This window comes from Microbacterium sp. (assembly GCF_017305435.1).
Classification (GTDB): Bacteria; Actinomycetota; Actinomycetes; order Actinomycetales; family Microbacteriaceae; genus Microbacterium.
Genome location: NZ_JAFKIP010000005.1, coordinates 78835 through 100897, shown reverse-complemented (window position 1 = coordinate 100897; position 22063 = coordinate 78835). Strand labels below are relative to the sequence as shown.

At 69.7% G+C, this 22063-nt stretch carries 19 protein-coding genes and 1 tRNA gene; 12 read left to right on the top strand and 8 right to left on the bottom strand.

Annotation, left to right across the window (positions count from 1 at the left end; all coding sequences use genetic code 11):
- Positions 1 to 17: 17 nt before the first annotated feature.
- The 8 genes from aztB to J0I43_RS08975 all read left to right on the top strand — a co-directional run bounded on the left by aztB (position 18) and on the right by J0I43_RS08975 (position 7458).
- Positions 18 to 914 carry a zinc ABC transporter permease AztB gene (gene aztB / locus J0I43_RS09010; RefSeq protein ID WP_292862280.1) on the top strand — a complete coding sequence of 299 codons (897 nt, stop codon included), beginning with the start codon at positions 18 to 20 and terminating at the stop codon, positions 912 to 914.
- A complete protein-coding gene (locus J0I43_RS09005; RefSeq protein ID WP_292862278.1) occupies positions 911 to 2143 on the top strand; it encodes an ABC transporter in 1233 nt (410 codons plus the stop codon). The genes aztB and J0I43_RS09005 overlap by 4 nt, the downstream gene beginning before the upstream one ends.
- On the top strand, positions 2140 to 3087 hold the full coding sequence (gene aztC, locus J0I43_RS09000; RefSeq protein WP_292862275.1) for a zinc ABC transporter substrate-binding protein AztC: 948 nt from the start codon (positions 2140 to 2142) through the stop codon (positions 3085 to 3087). The genes J0I43_RS09005 and aztC overlap by 4 nt, the downstream gene beginning before the upstream one ends.
- Positions 3088 to 3119: 32 nt before the next feature.
- Positions 3120 to 4310 carry a zinc metallochaperone AztD gene (gene aztD / locus J0I43_RS08995; RefSeq protein ID WP_292862272.1) on the top strand — a complete coding sequence of 397 codons (1191 nt, stop codon included), beginning with the start codon at positions 3120 to 3122 and terminating at the stop codon, positions 4308 to 4310.
- A gap of 134 nt (positions 4311 to 4444) precedes the next feature.
- Positions 4445 to 5356 carry a zinc ABC transporter substrate-binding protein gene (locus J0I43_RS08990; protein WP_292862269.1) on the top strand — a complete coding sequence of 304 codons (912 nt, stop codon included), beginning with the start codon at positions 4445 to 4447 and terminating at the stop codon, positions 5354 to 5356.
- A complete protein-coding gene (locus J0I43_RS08985; protein WP_292862266.1) occupies positions 5353 to 6093 on the top strand; it encodes a metal ABC transporter ATP-binding protein in 741 nt (246 codons plus the stop codon). The genes J0I43_RS08990 and J0I43_RS08985 overlap by 4 nt, the downstream gene beginning before the upstream one ends.
- A complete protein-coding gene (locus tag J0I43_RS08980; protein ID WP_292862263.1) occupies positions 6093 to 6926 on the top strand; it encodes a metal ABC transporter permease in 834 nt (277 codons plus the stop codon). Before J0I43_RS08985 ends, J0I43_RS08980 begins: the two co-directional genes overlap by 1 nt.
- 130 nt (positions 6927 to 7056) lie before the next feature.
- Positions 7057 to 7458, top strand: a complete 402-nt coding sequence (locus tag J0I43_RS08975; RefSeq protein WP_292862260.1) for a Fur family transcriptional regulator — start codon at positions 7057 to 7059, stop codon at positions 7456 to 7458.
- 17 nt (positions 7459 to 7475) lie between these two features.
- On the opposite strand, the gene J0I43_RS08970 is transcribed toward J0I43_RS08975, so the two are convergent.
- Positions 7476 to 8909, bottom strand: coding sequence for a YibE/F family protein (locus J0I43_RS08970; RefSeq protein ID WP_292862257.1), 1434 nt, complete (start codon positions 8907 to 8909; stop codon positions 7476 to 7478).
- 81 nt (positions 8910 to 8990) lie between these two features.
- Positions 8991 to 9596 (bottom strand): dCTP deaminase, encoded by a 606-nt coding sequence (dcd, locus tag J0I43_RS08965; protein ID WP_292862254.1) that lies wholly within the window; start codon positions 9594 to 9596, stop codon positions 8991 to 8993.
- 195 nt (positions 9597 to 9791) lie between these two features.
- Between dcd and J0I43_RS08960 the strand changes: the two genes are divergently transcribed.
- The 4 genes from J0I43_RS08960 (at position 9792) to J0I43_RS08945 (ending at position 14623) form a co-directional block, all read left to right on the top strand.
- On the top strand, positions 9792 to 11492 hold the full coding sequence (locus J0I43_RS08960) for an AMP-binding protein (RefSeq protein ID WP_292862251.1): 1701 nt from the start codon (positions 9792 to 9794) through the stop codon (positions 11490 to 11492).
- A gap of 154 nt (positions 11493 to 11646) precedes the next feature.
- Positions 11647 to 11720: transfer RNA gene (locus J0I43_RS08955), tRNA-Gly, on the top strand.
- Positions 11721 to 12131: 411 nt separating this feature from the next.
- On the top strand, positions 12132 to 13868 hold the full coding sequence (locus J0I43_RS08950) for an FAD-dependent oxidoreductase (protein WP_292862248.1): 1737 nt from the start codon (positions 12132 to 12134) through the stop codon (positions 13866 to 13868).
- Entirely contained in the window at positions 13865 to 14623 is a 759-nt protein-coding gene (locus tag J0I43_RS08945; RefSeq protein ID WP_292862245.1) for a glucose 1-dehydrogenase, read from the top strand. Before J0I43_RS08950 ends, J0I43_RS08945 begins: the two co-directional genes overlap by 4 nt.
- Before the next feature lie 24 nt (positions 14624 to 14647).
- On the opposite strand, the gene J0I43_RS08940 is transcribed toward J0I43_RS08945, so the two are convergent.
- The 6 genes from J0I43_RS08940 to J0I43_RS08915 form a co-directional block, all read right to left on the bottom strand.
- Entirely contained in the window at positions 14648 to 16300 is a 1653-nt protein-coding gene (locus J0I43_RS08940) for an FAD-dependent oxidoreductase (RefSeq protein WP_292862242.1), read from the bottom strand.
- Between the two features lie 80 nt (positions 16301 to 16380).
- Positions 16381 to 17148, bottom strand: a complete 768-nt coding sequence (locus J0I43_RS08935) for an IclR family transcriptional regulator (RefSeq protein WP_292862239.1) — start codon at positions 17146 to 17148, stop codon at positions 16381 to 16383.
- A 294-nt stretch (positions 17149 to 17442) separates the two neighbouring features.
- A complete protein-coding gene (locus tag J0I43_RS08930) occupies positions 17443 to 17862 on the bottom strand; it encodes a hypothetical protein (RefSeq protein WP_292862236.1) in 420 nt (139 codons plus the stop codon).
- Entirely contained in the window at positions 17859 to 19484 is a 1626-nt protein-coding gene (locus tag J0I43_RS08925; RefSeq protein ID WP_292862233.1) for a GMC oxidoreductase, read from the bottom strand. Before J0I43_RS08925 ends, J0I43_RS08930 begins: the two co-directional genes overlap by 4 nt.
- Positions 19485 to 19513: 29 nt before the next feature.
- Positions 19514 to 21004: an aldehyde dehydrogenase family protein gene (locus tag J0I43_RS08920; protein WP_292862230.1), complete on the bottom strand. Its 1491-nt coding sequence runs from the start codon at positions 21002 to 21004 to the stop codon at positions 19514 to 19516.
- A 39-nt stretch (positions 21005 to 21043) separates the two neighbouring features.
- Complete coding sequence (locus J0I43_RS08915) at positions 21044 to 22063, bottom strand: ABC transporter permease (protein WP_292862227.1); 1020 nt, start codon at positions 22061 to 22063, stop codon at positions 21044 to 21046.

Genomic DNA, 22063 nt, shown 5'->3' with positions numbered 1-22063 from the left:
CGCTAGGGTGGCTGACCATGCCCCCGCTCACCCCGTTCGCCGCGGAGTTCTTCGTCCACGCCCTCGCGGGCGGATCGCTCGTCGCGGTCATCTGCGGGGTCGTCGGCACGTGGGTCGTCATCCGCGGCATGGCCTTCCTCGGCGAGGCCATCGGTCACGGGATGCTGCCGGGGGTGGCCCTCGCGACCGTCCTGGGGCTGCCGGTGCTCTTCGGCGCTGCGGTCAGCGCCGTCGCGATGAGCGCGACGATCGGCATGCTGCAGCGGCGCGGTCGACTGTCGTACGACACGAGCATCGGGCTGCTGTTCGTCGCGATGCTGTCGGTGGGCGTCATCATCGTCTCCCATTCGCGCAGCTTCGCGACGGATGCCACGGCGCTCCTCTTCGGCGACATCCTCGCGATCCGCCCCGGCGACATCGCCGTGCTCGGCGTGGCCGCGCTCGTGACGATCGGCGTCTGCGCCGCCTTCCACCGGTCGTTCGTGGCGACGGCGTTCGACAGCAGGATCGCGACGACGCTCGGCCTGCGCCCACAGCGTGCGCACGTCGCCCTCGTCGGCCTCGTGACCCTCGCCGTCGTCGCCTCGTTCCCCGCCGTGGGCACGCTCCTCGTCGTAGGCCTGCTGCTCGCCCCGGCCGTCGCCGCCCGGGCCTGGACGACGCGGATCCCGTCGACGATGATCCTCGCCGCGGCGTTCGGCATCGTCGCCGTCGCCCTGGGCCTGCTCGCCTCCTGGTACCTCGGCACCGCCGCCGGCGCGTCGATCGCCGCCACCGCGATCGCGCTCGCCACCGCCTCCGCCGGTGCCCGAGCGGGCACCGCGCGCCTCATCCCCCGCAACACGCCGCACGCGCCCGCCACCGCTCCCCGCGTGGATGCCGTCTCGGTGGCCCGTCCGGAAAGGACCGCATGACCTCCGCCCGCCCCCTCGTCGCGAGAGCCGCTCTCTTCTCGACCCTCATCGCCGCAATGGCGCTCTCCGGCTGCGCCGGCACGACCGCGCCGGCCATGCCCGGTGCCGCGACCTCGGCATCCGACCCCGCCTCGACCGGCACCGCGCATGGCGTGGTCGCGGGCGCCGAAGAGGTCTCCGAGCCCCCGCTCGCCCTCCTGTCGGTCGACGCCGCGGGGGCGGTCGGACTCGTGGACCTCCTCACCGGCGAGGCGAGCGAGCTCGGCGCGGCGGGCACGCCGTCGGCCCTCGCGAGCGACGGCCGCTACGGCTTCGTCACGACACCGGACGGCGTCGCGATCGTCGACTCCGGACGGTGGAGTTGGAACCACGGCGACCACTTCCACTTCTACCTCGCGCCGCCGCGCGTCATCGGCACGGTGCCCGGTGCGGGCGTTGCCACCGTCACATGGGGCATCCTCTCGACCGCCGGCTCCACCGGCATCCGCTTCGCCGACTCGGGGGACGCGGTGCTCCTCGACAACGCCGCCCTCTCGCGCGGCGAGATCGTCGAGACCTTCCGCCTGCAGACTCCGCCCGGGCCAGGCCTGATCGCCCCGCTCCACGACGGTGCGCTCGTGACTCACGGCGAGCACCTCGTCTACTACGGACCGGGCGGCGAGGCGACGGATGCCGCCGCCCCCTGCGCCGGGGCATCCGGAGCGATCACGACCGTCGCGGCCCTCGCGATCGGCTGCGCCGACGGCGCGCTCCTCGCCACGTGGGAGGACGGCCGGGTCGTCTTCACGCACGTCCCGTTCCCCACCGACGCCGCTGCCGACCGGGCGACCGCGTTCGACGGCCGCAAGGGGAGGCCGACCGTCGCGGCCCTCGCGGGAGCCGCCGGATTCTGGCTGCTCGACACGCGTGCGGCGACCTGGCAGTTCGTCGCGACCCGGAGTCCGCTCGTGCACGTCACCGCGGTCGACGACGCCGACGGGCACGTCGTCGCGCTGGATGTCGAGGGCCGCGTGCGCGTCTTCCGCGACGGCGCCGAGCTCGCGGCGACGGACCCCCTCATCGCGGCGGTGACCGCCGGCGTGTCGCTGACGCTCGACGGCCAGCGCGCCTACCTCAACGATCCGTCCGCCGGCCTCGTGCACGAGACCGACTACGCCGACGGCGCTCGGGTCGCGCGCACTCTGCAGACGCCGACCGCGCCGTTCTTCCTCGCGGAGGTCGGGCGATGATCGGGCGCGCCCTCGCGGGCGCCGCGGGCCTCGCCGCTCTCGCGCTCGCCCTGACGGGCTGCGGGGCCGCGGCATCCACGTCGGCCGACCGCCCGCAGATCGTCGTGACGACCAACATCCTCGGCGACGTCGTCGGCGAGATCACGGGAACCCAAGCGCAGGTCACGACCCTCATGAAGCGCGGCGCCGACCCGCACTCGTTCGAGATCTCCGCGCAGGAGGCGGCGCTCATGGATGCCGCGGCCCTCGTCGTCTCGAACGGGCTCGGCCTCGAAGAGGGCATGCAGCAGCACCTCGACCGAGCCGTCGAGCGGGGCGTGGCGTCGTTCGTCGCGGGCGACCACATCGACGTCCTCGACTACACCTCGGAAGACGCGGGGGGAGCCGCCGACCCGCACTTCTGGACCGATCCCGGGCGCATGATCGACGTCGTCGACGCGCTCGAGCGCGAGATCGCCGGCATCGACGGGGTCGACGCCGCGGCGATCACCGCGAACGCGGATGCGTATCGCGCGCAGCTCCGCGACGTGGATGCCGAGATGACGGCGACCTTCGCGGCGATCCCCCGCGCGCACCGCGCCCTCGTGACGAACCACCACGTGTTCGGCTACCTCGCCGACCGGTTCGACTTCCGCCTCGTGGGCGCGGTCATCCCCGGGGGCACCACCCTCGCCGCGCCGAGCGCCGCCGATCTGCGGACCCTCACGACCGCGATCGAGGATGCCGGGGTGCCGACGATCTTCGCCGAGTCCTCGCAGCCCGACCGCCTGGTGCAGGTGCTGGCCGCCGAGGCGGGCGTCGACGTCGACGTCGTCGAGCTGTTCACCGAATCGCTGACGGCGCCTGGCGACGGCGCCGACACCTATCTGGCCATGATGCGCGAGAACACCCTGCGCATCGGACAGGGGCTGGGAAGCCAGCCCACTCACGAACGCGCCCCTTGAGGCGCACACGAAAGGGAGAAATGCACCACACCATGCGAATCGCGGCGGCCGTCGCGGGGCTCGCGGGCCTCGCGCTCGTCGCCACCGCCTGCGCCGGCACGACCGGAGCCCCCGCCGGAGCGGATACCTCGCCGACCGGCACGGCCACGACCACGGAAGGCCGCGTCGCCGTCTCCTACGCGGGCGGGATCGCCGTCCTCGACGGCGAGACCCTCGAGGTCGTCGACGAACTGGCGACGGAGGAGTTCACGCGGCTGAACGCCTTCGGCGACGGCAAGACGATCGCCGTCACGACCTCCGCCGGCTTCCAGATGCTCGACACGACGGCGCCCGCGCTCACCGACGTCGTCTTCGACGCCACGGCCGCCGGCCACGTCGTCACGCATCACGGCAGGACGGTCCTCTTCGACGACGGCTCCGGCACGACGACGATCCTCGATACGGATGCCTTCGCCCAGGGCTACGGCGTCGCCCCCGAGACCTCGACCTACACGGCGGCATCCCCGCATCACGGCGTCTCGATCGTTCTGGAGGACGGGACGCTCCTGACCACCGTGGGCACCGCGGAGGGCCGCAGCGGCGCCGTCGCGCTCGAACCTCACGACGACCACTACCACGATCTCGCATCGAGCGACCAGTGCCCCGGCATCCACGGTGAAGGCACCGCCGAGGGCGAGGCCGTGATCTTCGGCTGCGAGAACGGCGCCCTGCTGTACTCCGACGGCACCTTCACGAAGTTCACGGCGCCCGACGCGTACGGCCGCATGGGCAACGCCTACGTCTCCGAGACGAGCCCCGTCGTCGTCGGCGACTACAAGAACGATCCGGATGCCGAGGGCTACCTGCTGAACGCGGTCACCCTGATCGACACGGCCGCGAAGACCTACCGGGTCGTGACCCTGCCCCCGAACGTGCAGTACACCTTCCGCGACATCGCTCGCGGGCCCGGCGACCTCGCCTACATCCTCGCCACCGACGGGCAGGTGCACGTGCTCGACCCCGCGAGCGGCGAGATCGCGGCGAGCCACCCGGTGATCGGCGCGTGGACGGGCCCCGTGCAGTGGCAGGATCCGCACCCCGCGATCAAGGTGAACGGCGACCGTGCGTACGTCACGGAGCCGGCGACGAACAGCGTGCACGCCGTCGACCTGACGACGGGCGAGGTCGTGGCATCCGTCGTCCTCCCCCACACGCCGAACGAGCTGGCCGTCGCGCTCGGATAGTCTTCGCCCCGGCATCCCGCCGACTCTCGAGAACGCATGACAGCACCGCTCCCATCGCGAAAGCGGTGCTGTTGTGCGTTCTCGACGGAGAAGCCCGAGTTGAGATTGATAACTAATCTCAGTAAGCTCACCCTGTGAAGAAGATCATCCGCCCCCTCCTCCTGTCCGCGACCGTCCTCACGGCGGCGTCGCTCGTCCTGACCGGATGCGCGGGCGGGTCGTCCGGCGGATCGGGCGGCGCGAGCAGCCCCGGCGACGACGGCGCGATCACGATCGCGGCATCCACCGACGTGTACGGATCGATCGCCTCGGCCATCGGCGGCGACGACGTCACCGTCACGAGCATCATCGAGGGCACCTCGCAGGACCCGCACGAGTTCGAGGCCACCGCACAGGACAAGCTCGCCGTCGCGAACGCCGATCTCATCGTGCTCAACGGCGCGGGCTACGACGACTTCATGTCGACCCTCGTCGGCGACGTCGACATCCCCGAGGTCTCCGCCGAGAAGGTCACCGGACTCACTGAAGAGGGCATGGGCGCGGAGCACTTCTGGTACTCGCTGGAGGGCATGAAGAAGGTCGCGGCGGCGATCGCCGACGAGCTGACCACGCTCGACCCGTCGGCGAAGGACACGTTCGCGGCGAACCTCGACGAGTTCGACGGCAAGCTCGACGCTCTGCTGGCCACCGTGGAGGGGACGAAGGACTGCGGCGACATCCTCATGACCGAGCCCGTCCCCGGCTACCTGCTCGAAGCCGCCGGCTGCACCGACGTCACGCCGCCCTCGTTCGCCGAAGCGATCGAGGAGGGCACGGGCGTCTCCGTCGCCGACCTCAAGTCGGTGACCGACCTCATCACCGGCGGCAGCCTGCACTTCCTCGCCCTGAACACCCAGACCGAGGGCCCGGAGGCCGAGCAGATCATCGCCACGGCGGACACGGCGAACGTTCCGATCGTCAAGTTCTCCGAGACGCTGCCCGAGGGGCAGGATTATGTCTCGTGGATGACCGAGAACGTGGCGAACATTCAGGCAGCGCTGAAGTGAGTGCGGCGCCGGACCCGACCGGCCCCGTTCTCGAGCTCGCCGACGCGGCGATCAGCACGCGCGACAAACCGATCTTCGATCACCTCGACCTGTCCGTCGCGCCCGGGGACTTCATCGTCATCCTGGGCCCGAACGGCGCGGGGAAGACGACGCTGTTCCGGGCGATCCTCGGTCTCGACCACCTCGACCGCGGATCGGTCCGAGTGCTGGGCGAGCCGGCCCGCCGCGGCGATCGACGCATCGGGTACGTGCCGCAGCAGCGGATCATCCCGCGGGGCGCCCCGCTGACGGGACGCGACCTCGTGACGCTCGGGCGCACCGGAACGCGGTTCGGCCTGCCGCTGCTGCGCCGCGGCGACAAGGCGGCCATCGACAAGGCGATCGCGGCGGTCGGCGGCGAGCACCTCGCCCGGCGGCCGATCGGCGACCTCTCGGGGGGCGAGCAGCAGCGGCTGCGCGTCGCACAGGCGATCGTGGACGAACCGGCAATCCTGCTGCTCGACGAGCCGCTGTCGAGCCTCGACGTGGCGCACAAGCAGGGGATCGTGGACCTCGCCATCGCGCAGCAGCGGCGCGGTGCGGCGGTCCTGTTCATCTCTCACGACGTGGCCCCCGTCATCGAGGTCGCGAACCGCGCGCTCGTGATCCGCGGCGACGGCACCCACTGGCTCGGCGCGCCGGAGGACATCGAGCACGCCGACCTCCACGATCACCCCCACCACGCGGAGCATGAGTGATGGACGACATCTTCGACTGGTCCCGGTACGGCGAGCTGCTCGGCCTCGTCGGCAACTCCGTGATCGCGTGCGGCATCATCGGCATCGTCGGCGGGCTCATCGGCGTCTTCGTGATGCAGCGCGACATGGCCTTCGCGGTGCACGGCATCTCCGAGCTCACCTTCGCCGGAGCCGCAGTGGCACTGCTGCTCGGCGTGGACGTCCTCGTCGGGTCGACGATCGGGTCGCTCCTCGCGGCTCTCATCGTCGGGCTCCTGGGCACGCGGGCACGAGATCGCAACTCGATCGTGGGCGTCCTCATGCCGTTCGGGCTCGGCATCGGCATCCTCTGCCTGTCGCTCTACCCGGGGAGGTCGGCGAACAAGTTCGGCCTGCTCACGGGGCAGATCGTCTCCGTCGGCTTCGACAAGCTCGGCCTCCTCGTGGGCGGCTCCGTCGTCGTACTCGCGGCGCTGCTCATCATCTGGCGGCCGCTGTCGTTCGACTCGCTCGACCCCGACGTCGCGCTCTCCCGCGGCGTTCCGACGCGAAGCCTCTCCGTGGTCTTCATGATCGCCCTGGCGCTGACGGTCGCGATCGCCGTGCAGGTGATCGGCGCGCTCCTGGTGCTGGCGCTCCTGGTCACCCCGGCCGCGGCCGCCATGCAGGTGGTGAAGTCGAGCCTTGCGGTGCCGCTGCTCAGCATGGTGTTCGGGCTCGTCTCGGCCGTCGGCGGGATCCTCGTCGCGATCGGCAGCACACTCCCCGTCTCGCCCTTCATCACGACCATCTCGTTCGTGATCTACCTCGTGTGCCGGGTCATCGCCGCGGTGCGGGCACGCAGCCTGGCGTGACGACAGGCGCGCAGTCGGGTGTGAGGACGGGCGCGCGTCCACGGTGCGTGCGCCGTGCGTCCGGCGGGCGTCCGCCCGCGGCGCGGGATGCCGCCGTAGACTGGGCCTTCCAGCCACGGGAGGGGCACCGATGACGGCAGCGACCGGCGTACGCCGCACCGCCCAGAAGGCGGCCATCCGGCAGGCTCTGGACGGCAAGGACGGGTTCACTTCCGCGCAGCAGCTGCACGCCGAGCTCGAGGCGGGCGGCGACCGCGTGGGTCTTGCCACCGTGTACCGCCAGCTGAACGCGCTGACCGCCGCGGGGCTCGTCGACGCGATCACCGTCGAGGGCGAACAGCTCTACAAGGCGTGCGGCGACGGCGCGCACCACCATCACCTCGTGTGCGAGAACTGCGGCAAGTCCGACGAGATCGACCCTCCGTCCGAGGAGTGGATCCAGGCCGCCGCGGCGGCGCGCGGCTACACCGTCACACGACACGTCTTCGAGGTGTTCGGCCTCTGCGCCGACTGCGCGCGCATCGCGCGCTGATCAGCCGCCCGCGCTGATCAGCCCCCCGCCGGGATGCCGCCCGTCGAACCGGCCGGAGTCTGCAGCGATCGGAGCCAGTCGATCTTCGACATGTCCTCCGCGCTCACGTCGCGCGGCGGCCGCTCGGTTCCGTCCACGCGCGTGGGCGGGACGAGCGCGACCGCGATCGCCGTCGTGATCGGGATGGCGAGGACGAGCCCGATCCCGCTGCACACGGCGCGGACGATCTCCGTCGCGATGTCGTCGTAGCTCAGGAGGGTGAGCAGCGGGGTGTCGGCGACGGAGACGAGGAGCAGCACGCCGAGCGAGGCGCCCGCGTAGGCGAAGACGATCGTGTAGATCGTCGACGCGATGTGGTCGCGCCCGATGCGCATGGCCTGTGCGAAGAGGCGGCGGCGGGATGCCTGGGGCGCCGCCGCCCGCAGCTCCCACACCGAGGAGCTCTGTGTGACGGTCACGTCGTTGAGCACCCCGAGCCCCGCGATGATGACCGCGCAGGCGAGAAGGCCCTGGAAGTCGAGATGACTCGTCATCCCGGCCAGCGTGCCAGTGCCGTCGTCGGCGATGCCGCTGAGGCGTGTGCTCACGATGGCGAGCTGCGCGATCACTGCGGTGATCAGCACGCCGGCAAGGGTGCCGGCGAGCGCCGCGCTCGTGCGCATCGAGACGCCGTGCGCGAGGTAGAGCACGACGTAGAGCATCGCCCCGGCGCTGACGAGGGCGACGGCGACGCCGGACGACCCGTTCAAGAGAGCCGGCAGGGTGAAGATCGCGACGACGACGCCGCTGAACCCGAGACCGACGATCGCGAGCAGTCCCCGCCACCGTCCCACGAGCCCGATGATCACGACGAACACGATCGCCCAGAGGAGGAACGGGCCGGTGCGCACGACGCCGAAGACGGAGACCCCCGGCGTCGCCGCGCCGGGCTCCTCCGGGGCCGGCACAGCGTCCTGCGCCGTGCCCTGCCCCGCCTCCTGCGCCGTGCCCTGCGCCAGGCCCTGCGCCGCGTCCTGCACCGTGCCCGGATCGCCGGACGCCTGCGCCGCCGCGGGCGCGATCATCAGCCGGACCTGGTCGCCCGGGCTGATGCCCGCCGCGGCCAGCGGGCCCTGCAACTGGACGTCCGCGCGCGTTCCCGCTCGGTCGCCGTCGAGGATCGTGACCGTCGCAGTCTCGCAGCCCGAGCCCGCCGTCGGCGCACCGGCATCCCCCACTCCCGCGCACGTCGGGGAGATCGACTGCACCGTCGCGGTCGGGAACGTCGTGCCGTCGACGGCCACCTGCGCCGATCCCGGCGTCAGGGCGGCGGCGGCACCGTGCGGCCACATCGCGAAAGCGCCGACCGCCGTGGCGACGGCGATGAGGGTGAGGAGGACGCTGACGACGATCCTCGGCCGGCGCGCGACGACGACCGAGGCATCCTCCGATGCGTGATGATGACGGTGCATGCCACACCTCCCGTCTCCGCTGACGAGGCTAGCCCCGTCGCGGCGAAAACCGGCGTGGACACGGCCTCCGACTCGGGCGACTCAGCCTCCGAGCGCTCCCGCGTCAGTCGACCCGACGTCGGTCCGGTGGAAGTTCTGCGACGAGCGGGATGCCGTGGGGCCGCGCTGCCCGTGATAGCGGTTGAGGTACGGGCCCGTGCCGTAGGGGTTCTCGGCCGCCGAGGACAGGCGGAAGAAGCAGAGCTGCCCGATCTTCATGCCGGGCCACAGCTTGATCGGCAGGGTCGCGACGTTCGAGAGCTCGAGGGTCACGTGCCCCGAGAATCCCGGGTCGATGAACCCCGCCGTCGAGTGGGTGAGGAGGCCCAGACGCCCCAGCGACGACTTCCCCTCCAGGCGCGCGGCGATGTCGTCGGGGAGCGTGACCTGCTCGAACGTCGAGCCGAGCACGAACTCGCCGGGGTGCAGGATGAACGGCTCGTCGGGCGCGACCTCGATGAGGTGGGTGAGGTCGGGCTGGTCCTCGGCGGGGTCGATGAAGGGGTACTTGTGGTTGTCGAAGAGGCGGAAGTAGCGGTCGAGGCGCACATCGACGCTCGACGGCTGCACCATCGACGGCTCCCACGGGTCGAGGCCGACCCGTCCGGTAGAGATCTCGGCTCGGATGTCACGGTCGCTCAGCAGCACGCCGCCAGCCTACTGTGGGCCTCCCGGCAGACGAGCGGCACGCCGCAAGCTCACGGCCGACGGGCAGCCTCGGCCAGCCACGGCACCGGCGCGACGCCACGCCCAGGCACGCCCTCCCGACCGCCCGCACCGCTCGCCCGCTCGTAGACTTGCGGCGACGCGCGGCACACCCGCAGCGCAGATCCGAGGACCATCATGACCCTCTCACCCGCCGGACTCGCGTTCCGCGCCGCCCGCGACCTGCTGCTCGAGACCGCGGCCGATCTTGAGGCCGCCCGCGCCGCGTTCGTCTGGCCCGATGTGGGCGAGCACTTCAACTGGGCCGTCGACTGGTTCGACGGCATCGCCGAAGGCAACGACCACACAGCGCTGCGCATCGTCGAAGAGGACGGCCGAGAGGCATCCGTCACATTCGACGAGCTGCGCCGCCAGTCGAACCGCGTCGCGAACTGGCTGATCGCGCTGGGACTCGGGCATGGCGACCGCGTCATGCTGATGCTCGACAATCGCCTGGAACTCTGGCAGGCGATGCTCGCGATCATGAAGATCGGCGCCGTGATGCTGCCGACGTCGGTCGTGCTCGGCCGCGACGAACTCGCCGAGCGGATCGAGCGGGCGGGCATCCGCGCCGTCATCGCCGATCGGGCGGATGCCGCGAAGTTCGACGACCTCGACCCGACGCTCGTGCGCATCGGCGTCGGGGCGGACCGCCCGGGCTGGCGGGATTTCGACGACGCGGGCGCGGCGAGCGACGACGCACCGGGAATCGTGACGCGGTCGACGGATGCCTCGATCATCTACTTCACCTCGGGCACCACCTCACGGCCCAAGATGGTCGAGCACACCCACCTCACCTATCCGGTGGGACACCTGTCCACGATGTACTGGATCGGCGTGCGCCCCGGCGACGTGCACATGACGATCAGCGCGCCCGGGTGGGGCAAGCACGCCTGGAGCCTCTTCTTCGCGCCGTGGATCGCCGAGGCCACCGTGTTCGTGTACAACTACAGCCGGTTCGATCCGGTCGCCCTCGTCGACCAACTCGACCGCGGCGGCGTCACGACCTTCTGCGCACCGCCCACGGTGTGGCGCATGCTCATCCAGGCATCCCTCGAGAAGCGCCCGCGCGCACTGCGCGAACTGCTGTCGGCCGGCGAGCCCCTCAACCCGGAGGTGATCGCGACGATCGAGGGGTGGTGGGGCGTCCAGATCCGCGACGGCTACGGCCAGACCGAGCTCACCGCTGTCATCGGCAACACCCCCGGGGTGCGGCTGAAGCCCGGGTCGATGGGGCGCCCGCTGCCCGGCAATGACATCGTGCTGATCGACCCCGTCACGGGAGAAGAGACCGACGAGGGCGAGATCTGCCTGCCGACGACGCCCGTGCGACCCGTGAACCTCACCCCCGGGTACGTTGGCGAACCCGACCGCACCGCGAAGGTCGAACACGACGGACTCTTCCACACGAGCGACGTCGCCACGCGCGATACCGACGGCTTCCTCACCTTCGTCGGGCGCACCGACGACGTGTTCAAGGCGAGCGACTTCAAGGTCTCGCCCTTCGAGGTCGAGTCGATCCTGCTCACTCACCCCGCCGTCGCCGAAGCAGGTGTCGTCGGCGCCCCCGACGACGTACGCCTGAACGTCGTGAAGGCGTACGTGCACCTGAGCGCGTCGGCGAGCGCGGATGCCGAAACGGCGCGGTCGATCCTCGCGCATGCCCGCGAGCACATGCCACCGTACATGCGGGTACGCCGTGTCGAGTTCTTCGAGCTTCCGAAGACGATCTCGGGCAAGATCCGTCGGGTCGAGCTGCGCGAGCGTGAAATCGAACGCGCCGGGTCGCGCATCGAGACCGAGTTCCGCGAGAGCGACTTCCGCGGGCTCAAGCGCTGATGGAGCCCGGGGAGCGGACCGGACCGCCCCAGCCGCAACGCGAGTCGCTCGCCGACGCCCCCGAGGGCGGCGATTCACCGTGCGGGCGGCTTTGGGTCTGACCGGATTGGGGCGGTATGCTGGCTGAGTTGCCCTCCGCACCAGGGAGGACTGCGGGGCTGTAGTTCAATGGCAGAACTTCTGCTTCCCAAGCAGACAGCGCGGGTTCGATTCCCGTCAGCCCCTCCACAGATTGATCGCGGAATTACGCGATCTTGCTCGCTGAGTTCTCGAACAGCTTCAATCTGATCAGCTCGGCTTTTCACCTTCGAAGACGCCGCGGCCGCAGCGCGTCTTTGCTGCGCGGCGCACCGGGCATCGGCTTGCCGATGCCCGGTGATGACGCCGAAGTCGTCGAGGATCTTGACGTGCGAGGAACTGATGTTCTTCTTCGACGACTCCCGAAGCGGGACTTCTTCAGCCTTCGCCCCGTCTGCCATTGAATGGGCACTCCGCTTGAATCACGGAGTCCCTCTGCGCACAGTTGGATAGCCTCACGTCGACGCGGGTGACGGGCGCGCCGCGGCCGGCGCTTCGCCCGATCCGAGTCCACCTGTGAGCGGTCCGCACTCAACGCAAAGCAGAAGGAGCGATCGGGCTATGAGCCGACCGAAGGAATCCACCGTCGATGTCCTCGTGATGGGATCGGGAGTCGCCGGACTCGCCGCCGCGCTTCGGGCGGCGGCGGACGGGCTCAGTGTCATCGTTGCCGAACGAGAGCCGTACTTCGGCGGTACCACCGCCATCTCGGCCGGTTGGGCATGGATGCCGGGCAATCGAGCAGGTGCCGCAGGCGGCGACACCCGCGACGACCAGATCACGTATCTGCGCGCCTTGGCACCCGACACCTTCGACGAGGCCGGTGTCGACGCATTCCTCGACCTGGTCCCCGAGACACTCGATTTCCTCGAGCAGCGCACGGCCGTCGAATTCGACTACCCGGCGAAAGCACCGGACTATCAGATGGACCTCCCGGGCGCGCGCCTGGGAGGTCGCGCCATCATCCCCAAGGACACTGACGCGCGCATACTCGGCGACCATCGACTGCTCATGCAGCCCTATCTGTCGTCGTACACGGTCTTCGGCTACATGCCGCAGGTCGGCAACGACATTCAGCAGTTCTTCCGGGTGAACCAGTCGCTCAGCGCATTCACCTATGTCACCGGACGCCTCTTGCGCACCTGGTTCGATGCGGCTCGCTACCGACGTCCCGTCATGCGTTCCAACGGCAACGCGCTGATGACACTGATGGTGCGCAGTGCTCTCGATGCGGGAATCCGGCTCTGGAGGAATGCGCCCATCGAGGAGCTGCTTCGCGACGAGCAGGGTGCGGTGACGGGGGCGCGCGTGGGAGGTGAGCACGCGGGAGTCGTCCACGCACGCCTGGGGGTCATCCTCGCCGGAGGAGGGTTCTCCGGCGACCCCGAGCTTCGCCGACGCTACTTCCCGCACGACCCCAGCGGAGACCAGCACTTCACGCCGACGATCGGGCACCGAGGCGATGCGGCCCGGCTCGCGGTGACAGCCGGAGGCCGGATCGACGACTCGGTCTCATCGGTCGGGTCGTGGGCACCGGTCACCGTCTTCCGCTATCTGCGAGACGGGTCTCCCCGCCTCTTCCCCCACTTACGGGCGATCGGGCTCCCCGGCCTGATCACCGTGGACCGGCACGGACGACGGTTCGGCAACGAGGCGCTCAGCTACCACGACTTCGGCGGACGCATGATCGCTCACAACGCAACCGAGGAAGACACCTGGGCGTACGTGATCGCCGATGCGAAGACGATGCACAAGTACGGCATCGGCTATGCGAAGCCCTGGCCGATGCCACGTGGATACTTCTACCGTTCCGGCTATCTGCAGAAGGGGCGCACCCTGCGCGCGCTCGCCCGACGGATCGGCGTCGACCCTGCGGGTCTGGAGTCCACGGTCGCCGAGTTCAACAAGGACGCCGTCCGCGGGGTGGACACGGCGTTCGGCCGCGGCTCGACGGAGTACAACCACTTCCGGGGCGATGCCACGCACACCCCCAACCCGAACCTGGCTCCGCTCGACAAGGGCCCGTTCTACGCAGCGAAGATCCAGATGGGCGACCTCGGCACCTTCGCCGGAATCGCCGTCGATGACCGCGGTCGCGTCGTCGACGACCAGAACGAACCGATCCCCGGCCTCTACGCGGCCGGCGCGGCGGCCGTCAGCGTGTTCGGAGGCGGCTACCCGGGGTACGGAAGCCACATCGGTCCTGCGTTGGCCTTCGGGTACCGCGCGGGCCGGGACATCGCCGAGCTCTCCGGGAACGTCTCCCGCTCGGCACACACGGAGAGGACAGACGCATGAGCGCTACTACAGGACGGGTGGCCGGCAGAGTCGCTCTCATCTCGGGCGGTGCGCGCGGCATGGGTGAGGCCCACGCGCGTGCCCTCGTCGCAGAGGGAGCGAGCGTGGTCATCGGCGATGTCTTGGAGGAGGACGGAGCCCGCGTGGCCGCCGAGCTCGGTGCGCAGCGCGCCCTGTTCGTCCATCTCGACGTCACCGACGAGGAGTCATGGCGGCACGCGGTGGCGGCGACCGTCGACCGCTTCGGACATCTCGATGTGCTCATCAACAACGCGGGGATCTTCAGTCGCGGCTCCGTCGCGGAAGCGACCGTGGCGGACTGGCGGCGCACGATCGACATCGACCTGACCGGGAACTTCATCGGCATGCACACCGCTGTCGAGGCCCTCAAGGCGTCAGGCAGCGCCTCCGTCATCAACATCTCCTCGATCGCCGGGCTCACCGGCTTCAAGAACCGAGCGGCATATTCGGCAGCGAAGTGGGGAGTGCAGGGGCTGACCAAGACCAGCGCTCTGGATCTGGGGCCGTTCGGCATCCGGGTCAACTCCGTACACCCGGGTTCGGTCCGCACCCCGCTCACCGCGGGTCTGCAGCGCGGCTTCGGTCAGATTCCCCTGGGGAGGGACGCCGCGCCGGAGGAGATCTCGGAGCTCATCGTGTTCCTCGCGTCGGACGAGTCCCGGTTCATCACCGGAGCGAGCATCGCCATCGACGGCGGGGAGACAGCGGGGAACAACCTCCGTCAGGATGCCTGACGGAGGTTGTTCCCCGCGCGGGAGTCAGACCCCGTGCGCAGCGCCCACCGCGGCCACCGCGGCGAGGTAGCCCATCGTCATCAACGGACCCAGGGTCGCACCCGCACCGGGATAGCCTGCGCCATACGCGCTGTCGCTGACATTGCCGACCGCATAGAGCCCGGGGATCGGTCGCCCATCCGCGTCGAGCGCTCGCGCCTCGCCATCGGTCATGACGCCTCCGCTCGTGCCGAAGCACCCGTTGACCACGCGCAGCGCATAGAAGGGGCCCTGCTCCAGCGGTGCAAGGCTCGGGTTCGGGTACGGGTTGTGCGCGTCACCCCAGTAGCGGTCGTAGGCGCTCTGGCCTCGACCGAAGTCGGGGTCCTCCCCCACGCGCGCGAACCGGTTGAAGCGCTCCACCGTTGCGGTGAGGGCATCGACGGGCAGATCGATCGCGGCGGCGAGCTCGGCGAGCGTGCGCCCCGACACGAGCCAGTCCGGCGTCGGCGCATCGGCACGATGCGTCAGCAGGCCGTACTCGTCGAGGTACCGCTGATCGAAGACGACGTGCACGGGGGTGTTGAGCGGGCGGTAGGAAGCCGAGTCCCAGGAGTGCAGCGTGTGTGCGAGATCGTTGTAGTTCTGCGACTCGTTGGCAAAGCGCTCGCCGTGGCGATTGACCATGATCGAGCCGGGCCCCTGACGCTCGAATCGAAGGAGAGTGCCGATCTGAGCGCCGTCGCGCAGTTCGCCCGGAATCACGGCCATGGGTGCCCACCATGCGTTCCGGAGTCCACGGAAGCTCGCACCGACGCGTTGCGCCATGCGATAGCCGTCTCCCTCGTTCGAGGGCGGGGAGCACTTCGTGAAGATCCTCGCGGAGAGGAAGCTGTCCGCGAGTTCGTCGTCCCATTCGAAGCCCCCGCTTGCCAGCACGACTCCCCGGTCCGCCGTGATCGGCGCGCCATCGACGACGATGCCACAGATCGCTCCAGCTTCGTCGCGCAGGAGTTCCTCCGCTCGCGCCTCCACGGCGACCGTCACGCCTCGGGCCACGGCGGCCGCGAGCAGCGAGGCGACGAGCGCTTGCCCCTTCGCGACGAGGCCGGCGCTCTGGCGGGAGTGCAGCTCGTCCAGGGGGAAGCGGGTGAACGCGCCCCACTCCTCGTACTCCTGCATCGTGAAGGGCAGCCGGCCGTCCGTGCGGACGTGACGGCGGAGATCACCCAGCGCGGCATCCGCATCGAACAGCGCCGGCTCGATCGTCCGCCCCCCCGCGACCGCGCCCTCGAGGTGCTGGCAGTAGTCCGGGAAGTTGTCCAGGTAGAGGAACTGCAGCCCGAGCCGCGTCGTGACGTACTCGAGCATGTCGCGACCGCGGAGCACAGCGGCATCGAGGATCTCGCGTCGACCCCGCCCGCGCGCCACCGCTTCGACATAGTGCCGCGCAGCTGTCAGGTCGTCGCGGAATCCGGCGCCCGCAGCGAGATGGTTGCCGGGAATCCACAGCATGCCGCCCGAGACGGCGGAGGTGCCGCCGACTTGGGCGGCCTTCTCTACGACGAGGACTCGCAATCCCCCATCTGCGGCCGTGACGGCGGCGGTCAGACCGCCCGCACCCGATCCCACCACGATGAGGTCGTACCGATCCTGCACTGTCCCGACGATCGTCTGCACGCTGGCTCCTGTCTCCATCGACAATCCCTGCGCCGGGTCCGTACCCGGGGCGCGATCAGACTTTCAAGGATGCCTCCGTGTCGGGAGCTGGTTTCCGTTCAACGGGGGATGGGGCTCAGCCGAGCTCCGAGCGCTCGCGAGATGCCCCGCGCCGCGGTCTTGAGCGCAGGCACCGTCGAGTCGAGACTTTCCTCGCCCACGTTGACGATGACGTTCAATGCGGCGGTGACCTGGCCCTGCGCGTCGAAGACCGGTACGGCGATGCCAGAGGACTCCGGCACGATGATGCCGGGCACAGACGCGAAGCCCAAGGTGCGCACCTGGGCGAGGAGCGCCCGCAGGCTCCGCTCATCGGTGACGGTGCGATCGGTGAACCTCGTCAGCGTTCGCGCGAGGATCTGGTTCTGATAGTCCATCGGCGAGAACGCCAGGAGCACCAGGCCGGACGAGCACGCATGCACCGGCAGACGGCCCGCGACCGTCGTGATGTTGCGAGTGCGGGAGTGCGACGACAGCCGCGTGATGTAGAGCACTTCGTCCGAGTCGAGCACCGCGAGGGTCGTGTGCTGCTGCACGACGGAATGGACGTCCTCCATGTACGGAAGCGCGACTTCTGCGAGGTTGACGGTGCGCGACCCACGCGAGGCGAGCTCCCAGAGCCGCTGGCCAAGCCGTACGCGGCCTTCTGTGACGTCGAGCAGCCCCTCGCCAACGAGCTCGCGCACGAGCCGATGCGTCGTGGTCAGCGGCAGGTCAACGAGGCGCGCCAGAGCCGAGACCGTCATCGATGTCCGACGCTTGTCGAAGGCGCCGATGATCCTCACCACGCGCTGGACGACGGACTCCCCTGAGCGCGAGTTCGCCATGCCCCATCCTCCGTCCCACTCGCGGCCTGCACAGGCCCTCCCCTCGCCGCTGCGTGCGAGGAGGGCCCGTAAGTCCGCACTGACCTAGCCGACCCATGCGTCGACGCCGCTCTGTGCGACATGACGATGGTGGGGAACCTCGACCCCTACGACAAGGCCCCGTGGGAGATGGTCCCATACGTGGTCGACTTGAAGGAGTCCGTCAGCCGAGCAGGTCGAGTCCCAGCCCGGTCGGGGCGGGGAGCACCGCACGGTCGGATGCCTCCGCACGCGCTGCTCTCCGCCCCGCGACCCTCACCCCGCCGGGGCGGGTGTGGAAGCCCATATGGACCCTCGGTCCACGACCGGCCGCGCCAGTTCGGTGTAGCTGGCGATTCGCTCATGGGGCTCGCCGACATCGAGAGGCGGGCGTCCGGGATACCCGTACGCCCGTGTGACGACCGGCTCGGTCAGGTAGATGCCGGCAGCGCACGACGTCACCGCGCTGAACCGTGCCGGGTCGCGGTCGCGCAACACCGATGCGCTGTCGAGAGCGTGGTCGGCGGCGAAGACGAGCGCGTCCTCGAGCGGCTGGATCAGATCCGGACGCACTCGCGCGAGCCGGTCCAGACCCGTGGTGTGCACGCCGATCTCCGAGGGCGCCGGGAACCCGGGAACGGCGGGGATGAGCTCGTCAGCGAGACGGGCGAAGAGCTCGCGATCGATCGAGGTCATGACGGCACCTCCTGGGACGAACGGTTCTCAATGAGCTTCTCCGTGTTGCGCAGTGCGAGCGCGACGACGGTGGCCGTCGGATTTGTTCCCGACGAGGTCGGCCACGTGCTGCCGTCGAAGACGAACAGGTTCGGAACGTCATGGCATCGACCGTCGGCATCCACCACCGAGGTACGTCGGTCCGCGCCCATCTTCGCCGTTCCGAGTAGATGCCACCCCGTGTTGCGGATGGCGGGGGCCACCACAGTACTGGATGCACCTGCCGCCTGCCACGACTCCACGGCACGCTGCTCATGCCAGCGCAGCAGATCCGAGCTGTTCTTGTCGATCCGATAGGTGATCTTCGGCACGGCGAGTCCGTTCGCGTCGGTCACCGTGTCACTGACGGTCACTGTGTTGCTCTCGTACGGCAGATCCTCGCTGATGATCGACCAGGATGCCGCGTGGCCCATTCGCGCGGCGACGGTGCGATGGAAGCCCTCACCCCAGAAGTCGGCTTTGCCCCACGGATACTCGAGGGTCGTTGCGAGCGGCCCGCCGGCGGGGGTGAGCGCCCACTTCGCACCCCGAACGAACCCGCGCGACGCGTCCGTCTCGTAGAACTGCATCGAATAGGCCTGCTGACCCCATGCCCCCTGCCACGACTGGATCGGGTCGTCGAAGACTCCGACGACCGTGCTCAGCGGATGCATCATCAGCCGCTTGCCGACGAGCCCACTCGTGTTGGCCAGGCCATCCGGGAATCGCTTGCTCGTCGAGCGGAGGAGCAGCCACGGGGTGTGAACGCCGTTGGCGGCGAGGATCACGATCCTCGCCCGCTGGCGGCGTTCGACGCCGTCAGCGTCGAGGTAGACGACGGCGTTCGCTCGACCCGCTTCGTCGGTGTCGATCCCCACCACGGTGGAGCGCACTCGAAGCTCGACCCCGGCGGCGATGGCATCGGGCCAATGCGTGACATCGGGGGTCGACTTCGAGCCGTCCGGACTGCCCGCCATCTCCGTCCCGCGTTCGGTGTTGGGCCGAAGCCGACCGTATGACGTGGTCGCGATCGCGTTCGAAGCTGGCCACCAATGCCAGCCGAGCTCGTTGTGCGCCCGGGCGATGCGCTCGCCCCAGGCGCGCAAACGAACAGGCGGCATCGGGTAGTCGGTGTCGGGGAACGCGGGGTCGCCGTTGAGCCCAGACACGGCGAAGTCGCGTTCGATACGGCGATAGTAGGGCGCCAGCTCTTCGTAGGAGATGGGCCAGTCGTCACCGACACCGTCGAGCGTTCTCGTGCGGAAGTCGGACGGCATGTTCCGATGCCATTGCGCGGCATACGCGACCGCTGATCCCCCGACCCCGTTCCAGATCATGACCCCGACATCCGAGTCACTCTCGTCGATCGCCTGGTCCCAGGGACGCGCCCGGTCGTGCGGCCGGGGGCTCCAGTCCCGTCCCCCGGACAGCTCGAAGTCGGGCTCGTCCGCTCTGATCGTCGAGTAGTCCTGCCAGTCGCCGCGCTCGAGCACGACGACCGAAACGTCGCCCTCCTCAGACAACCGTTTGGCGGCGACGGCGCCCGCCGGCCCCGCCCCGATGATGACGACATCGACCGCGTCTTCGTCACGATAGGTCCTCACGTGCATTCTCCGTTCGATTCTTCTCTCGCTCAGCCGTAGATCGGCGAGCGCGGTGCGACCTGGACGGTGATCGTCTTGAGCTGGGTGAAGCCGACGAGCCCCTCGACGCCCTTCTCCCGACCGATGCCGCTCCCCGCGACCCCGCCGAACGGCAGCGTCCCGGGAGTGTCGTGAATCGTGTTGATCCACACGGTTCCGCTCTTGAGCGCGCGCGCGACCGTGAGGGCGGTCGAAGTGTCGGACGTCCAGATGCTGTTCGCCAGTCCGTAGACGGTCGAGTTGGCGAGCCGGACCGCCTCATCCACGCCGGAGAAGCGCTTCACCGCGAGCACAGGGCCGAAGACCTCCTCCTGGAAGAGCCGGCTGTCCGTCTCGACGCGATCGATGATCGTCGGCGCGACGAAGGACTCGGGGCTCGTCGAAGCGGGAAGCTCGGGGCTGATCACCACGCTGCCCGCGGCGGCAGCCTCATCGATGAAACCGCGCACGCGTGCCGTGTGCTGGGCATGGATGAGAGGACCCACGACGGTGGACTCGCTCCACGGGTCGCCCACCGTAAGCTGCGCGGCCTTCTGCGCGAGCCTCGCCACGAACTCGTCCGCGATGGCGTCTTCGACGAGCAGCCGAGTACCCGCGGTGCACGTCTCACCGTTGTTGATGGCGAAGCCGAACAGTGCGCCATCGACGGCCTGATCGAGGTCGGCATCGGCGAACACGATCGTCGCCCCCTTCCCACCGAGCTCGAAGTGCTGCACCTGCGGGTAGGGGCGATCCACTGCAGCCAACAGCCGTGCCGTCCGTGTCGAGCCGGTGAACGAGAGGAGGTCGACGTCGGTCGACTCCGCGAGCGGCTGGCCCGCATCGGGACCGGTCCCGGTCACCAGGACCAGCGCATCCTCCGGCACGCCCGCCCGATGCGCGAGCCGTGTCAGCAGGATTGCACTGCCGGAGGTGAACTCGGACGGCTTGACGACGACGGTGCAGCCGGCGGCGAGGGCGAACGCCACCTTGTGTGAGTACAGCAGCGCCGGGAAGTTCCAGGGCACGATCGCCCCGACGACGCCGACCGGCTCACGCCGCACGAGACCCATGATGGCGCCGCCGAGGTCATCGTGCAGCTCTCCCTTCACGTGCGCGGCGGCGAGCGCCGCCGCCTCGATGGTGTCCAGCGTCGCGGGGACGTCCCCGGCACGAGCGAAGCCGATGGGCTTTCCGACCTCCGCCGTCTCCAGCCGCGCCAACTCCTCCGCGTTCTCGCGCACGAGGCCGGCCCAGCGCAAGAGGATCTTCGCGCGCTCGGTTCCTGGGAGCTTCGGCCACGGTCCGTGGTCGAATGCGTTTCGAGCCGCAGCGATCGCCGCGCGAGTGTCGGCAGGGGTGCCCAGGACGACCTCGGCAACGAGGCTGCCGTCGAAGGGGCTCCGGCGTTCGAACACGGGGGCGTCGGCGGCCGTGATGTGGCCCGGGATCAGATGTCCGCGGCGCGCGGCGACGGTGCCGGGGTTGTCGATGACGGTCATTGTCATGCCTTTCTGTTCTGGTCTTTCAGGTCGTAGTACTCATTTGATGACGGACAGCTTGCGCCGGTCTGTCGTCACGGCGACGGCGACGACGACGAGGACGCCGAAGGCGAGATTGAGGACGACGGGATCGAAGCCCATGACGACCAGACCGGCCTGGAGCACCACGATGATCAGCGCGCCGCACAACGTGCGCCACACCGACCCGACTCCTCCGGAGATGGCGGTGCCGCCCACGAGGACGGCCGCGAGCGCCGGGAGCAGGTAGGCGTCGGCCATGGTCGGTGACGCATAGGACGTGCGAGCGACGAGGAAGCACGCTGCCAGTGCGGCCGAGCCGCCCGACACCGCGAACGCCGCCACGCGCACCCGCCGCGGCGAGATGCCGGACATGATGCTGGCCGGCTCGCCGGCGCCGAGCGCGTAGAGGCGACGCCCCCACGTGGTCGCGTGGAGCGCCCACCCCAGCACGAAGATCAGCACGATCCCGATCAGGAAGCTCACCGGGATCAGCGCGACGGTGCCGCCGAGCCAGGCGATCGACGCGGCTCCCGCACCGAGCGGCTTGCTCGTGGCGCCGGAGAGCACCAATGCCAATCCCGAGTAGACGCCCAGCGCGCCAAGCGTCACCACGAACGAGGGGATCTGCGCAAAGGACTGGACGAAGCCGACCAGCGCGCCCGTCGCAGCGGCCGCCGCGATCACGATCACGACGCCGACCATGCCCAGTCCCGGGGTGAAGATCGCCAGCAGCACGGCACTCAGCGAGGCGAGCGCACCGATCGACAGATCGATGCATCCGAGCAGGATGACCGGCGTAAGACCGACGGCCAACACGAGGATCGGCGCAGCCTGCACGAGCTGGCCTTGGAGGGCGCCGATCCCCAGGAAGCTCGGCTGCGCGATCGAGACGATCGCGAGCAGAACGATCAGCGTGATGACAGGGATCAGCGCCGACAGACGACGCCGACGCGCGAGGGAACGCGCTGTCGGGACGACGGAGGTGTCGGTCGTGAGGGCAGTGCCGCCGGGCACCTCGGCAGTGGAGATGTCAGTCAT

Excerpts from the sequence above, each read along its gene's own strand:
- J0I43_RS08935 (WP_292862239.1), bottom strand. The coding sequence starts at position 17,148 with ATGGCGAACTCGCGCTCAGGGGAGTCCGTCGTCCAGCGCGTGGTGAGG.
- J0I43_RS08945 (WP_292862245.1), top strand. The coding sequence starts at position 13,865 with ATGAGCGCTACTACAGGACGGGTGGCCGGCAGAGTCGCTCTCATCTCG.
- J0I43_RS08980 (WP_292862263.1), top strand. The coding sequence starts at position 6,093 with ATGGACGACATCTTCGACTGGTCCCGGTACGGCGAGCTGCTCGGCCTC.
- aztD (WP_292862272.1), top strand. The coding sequence starts at position 3,120 with ATGCGAATCGCGGCGGCCGTCGCGGGGCTCGCGGGCCTCGCGCTCGTC.
- J0I43_RS08915 (WP_292862227.1), bottom strand. The coding sequence starts at position 22,063 with ATGACTGACATCTCCACTGCCGAGGTGCCCGGCGGCACTGCCCTCACG.
- J0I43_RS08950 (WP_292862248.1), top strand. The coding sequence starts at position 12,132 with ATGAGCCGACCGAAGGAATCCACCGTCGATGTCCTCGTGATGGGATCG.
- J0I43_RS08920 (WP_292862230.1), bottom strand. The coding sequence starts at position 21,004 with ATGACCGTCATCGACAACCCCGGCACCGTCGCCGCGCGCCGCGGACAT.
- J0I43_RS09005 (WP_292862278.1), top strand. The coding sequence starts at position 911 with ATGACCTCCGCCCGCCCCCTCGTCGCGAGAGCCGCTCTCTTCTCGACC.
- J0I43_RS08975 (WP_292862260.1), top strand. The coding sequence starts at position 7,057 with ATGACGGCAGCGACCGGCGTACGCCGCACCGCCCAGAAGGCGGCCATC.
- J0I43_RS08960 (WP_292862251.1), top strand. The coding sequence starts at position 9,792 with ATGACCCTCTCACCCGCCGGACTCGCGTTCCGCGCCGCCCGCGACCTG.
- J0I43_RS08970 (WP_292862257.1), bottom strand. The coding sequence starts at position 8,909 with ATGCACCGTCATCATCACGCATCGGAGGATGCCTCGGTCGTCGTCGCG.
- J0I43_RS08940 (WP_292862242.1), bottom strand. The coding sequence starts at position 16,300 with ATGGAGACAGGAGCCAGCGTGCAGACGATCGTCGGGACAGTGCAGGAT.
- J0I43_RS08930 (WP_292862236.1), bottom strand. The coding sequence starts at position 17,862 with ATGACCTCGATCGATCGCGAGCTCTTCGCCCGTCTCGCTGACGAGCTC.
- aztC (WP_292862275.1), top strand. The coding sequence starts at position 2,140 with ATGATCGGGCGCGCCCTCGCGGGCGCCGCGGGCCTCGCCGCTCTCGCG.
- aztB (WP_292862280.1), top strand. The coding sequence starts at position 18 with ATGCCCCCGCTCACCCCGTTCGCCGCGGAGTTCTTCGTCCACGCCCTC.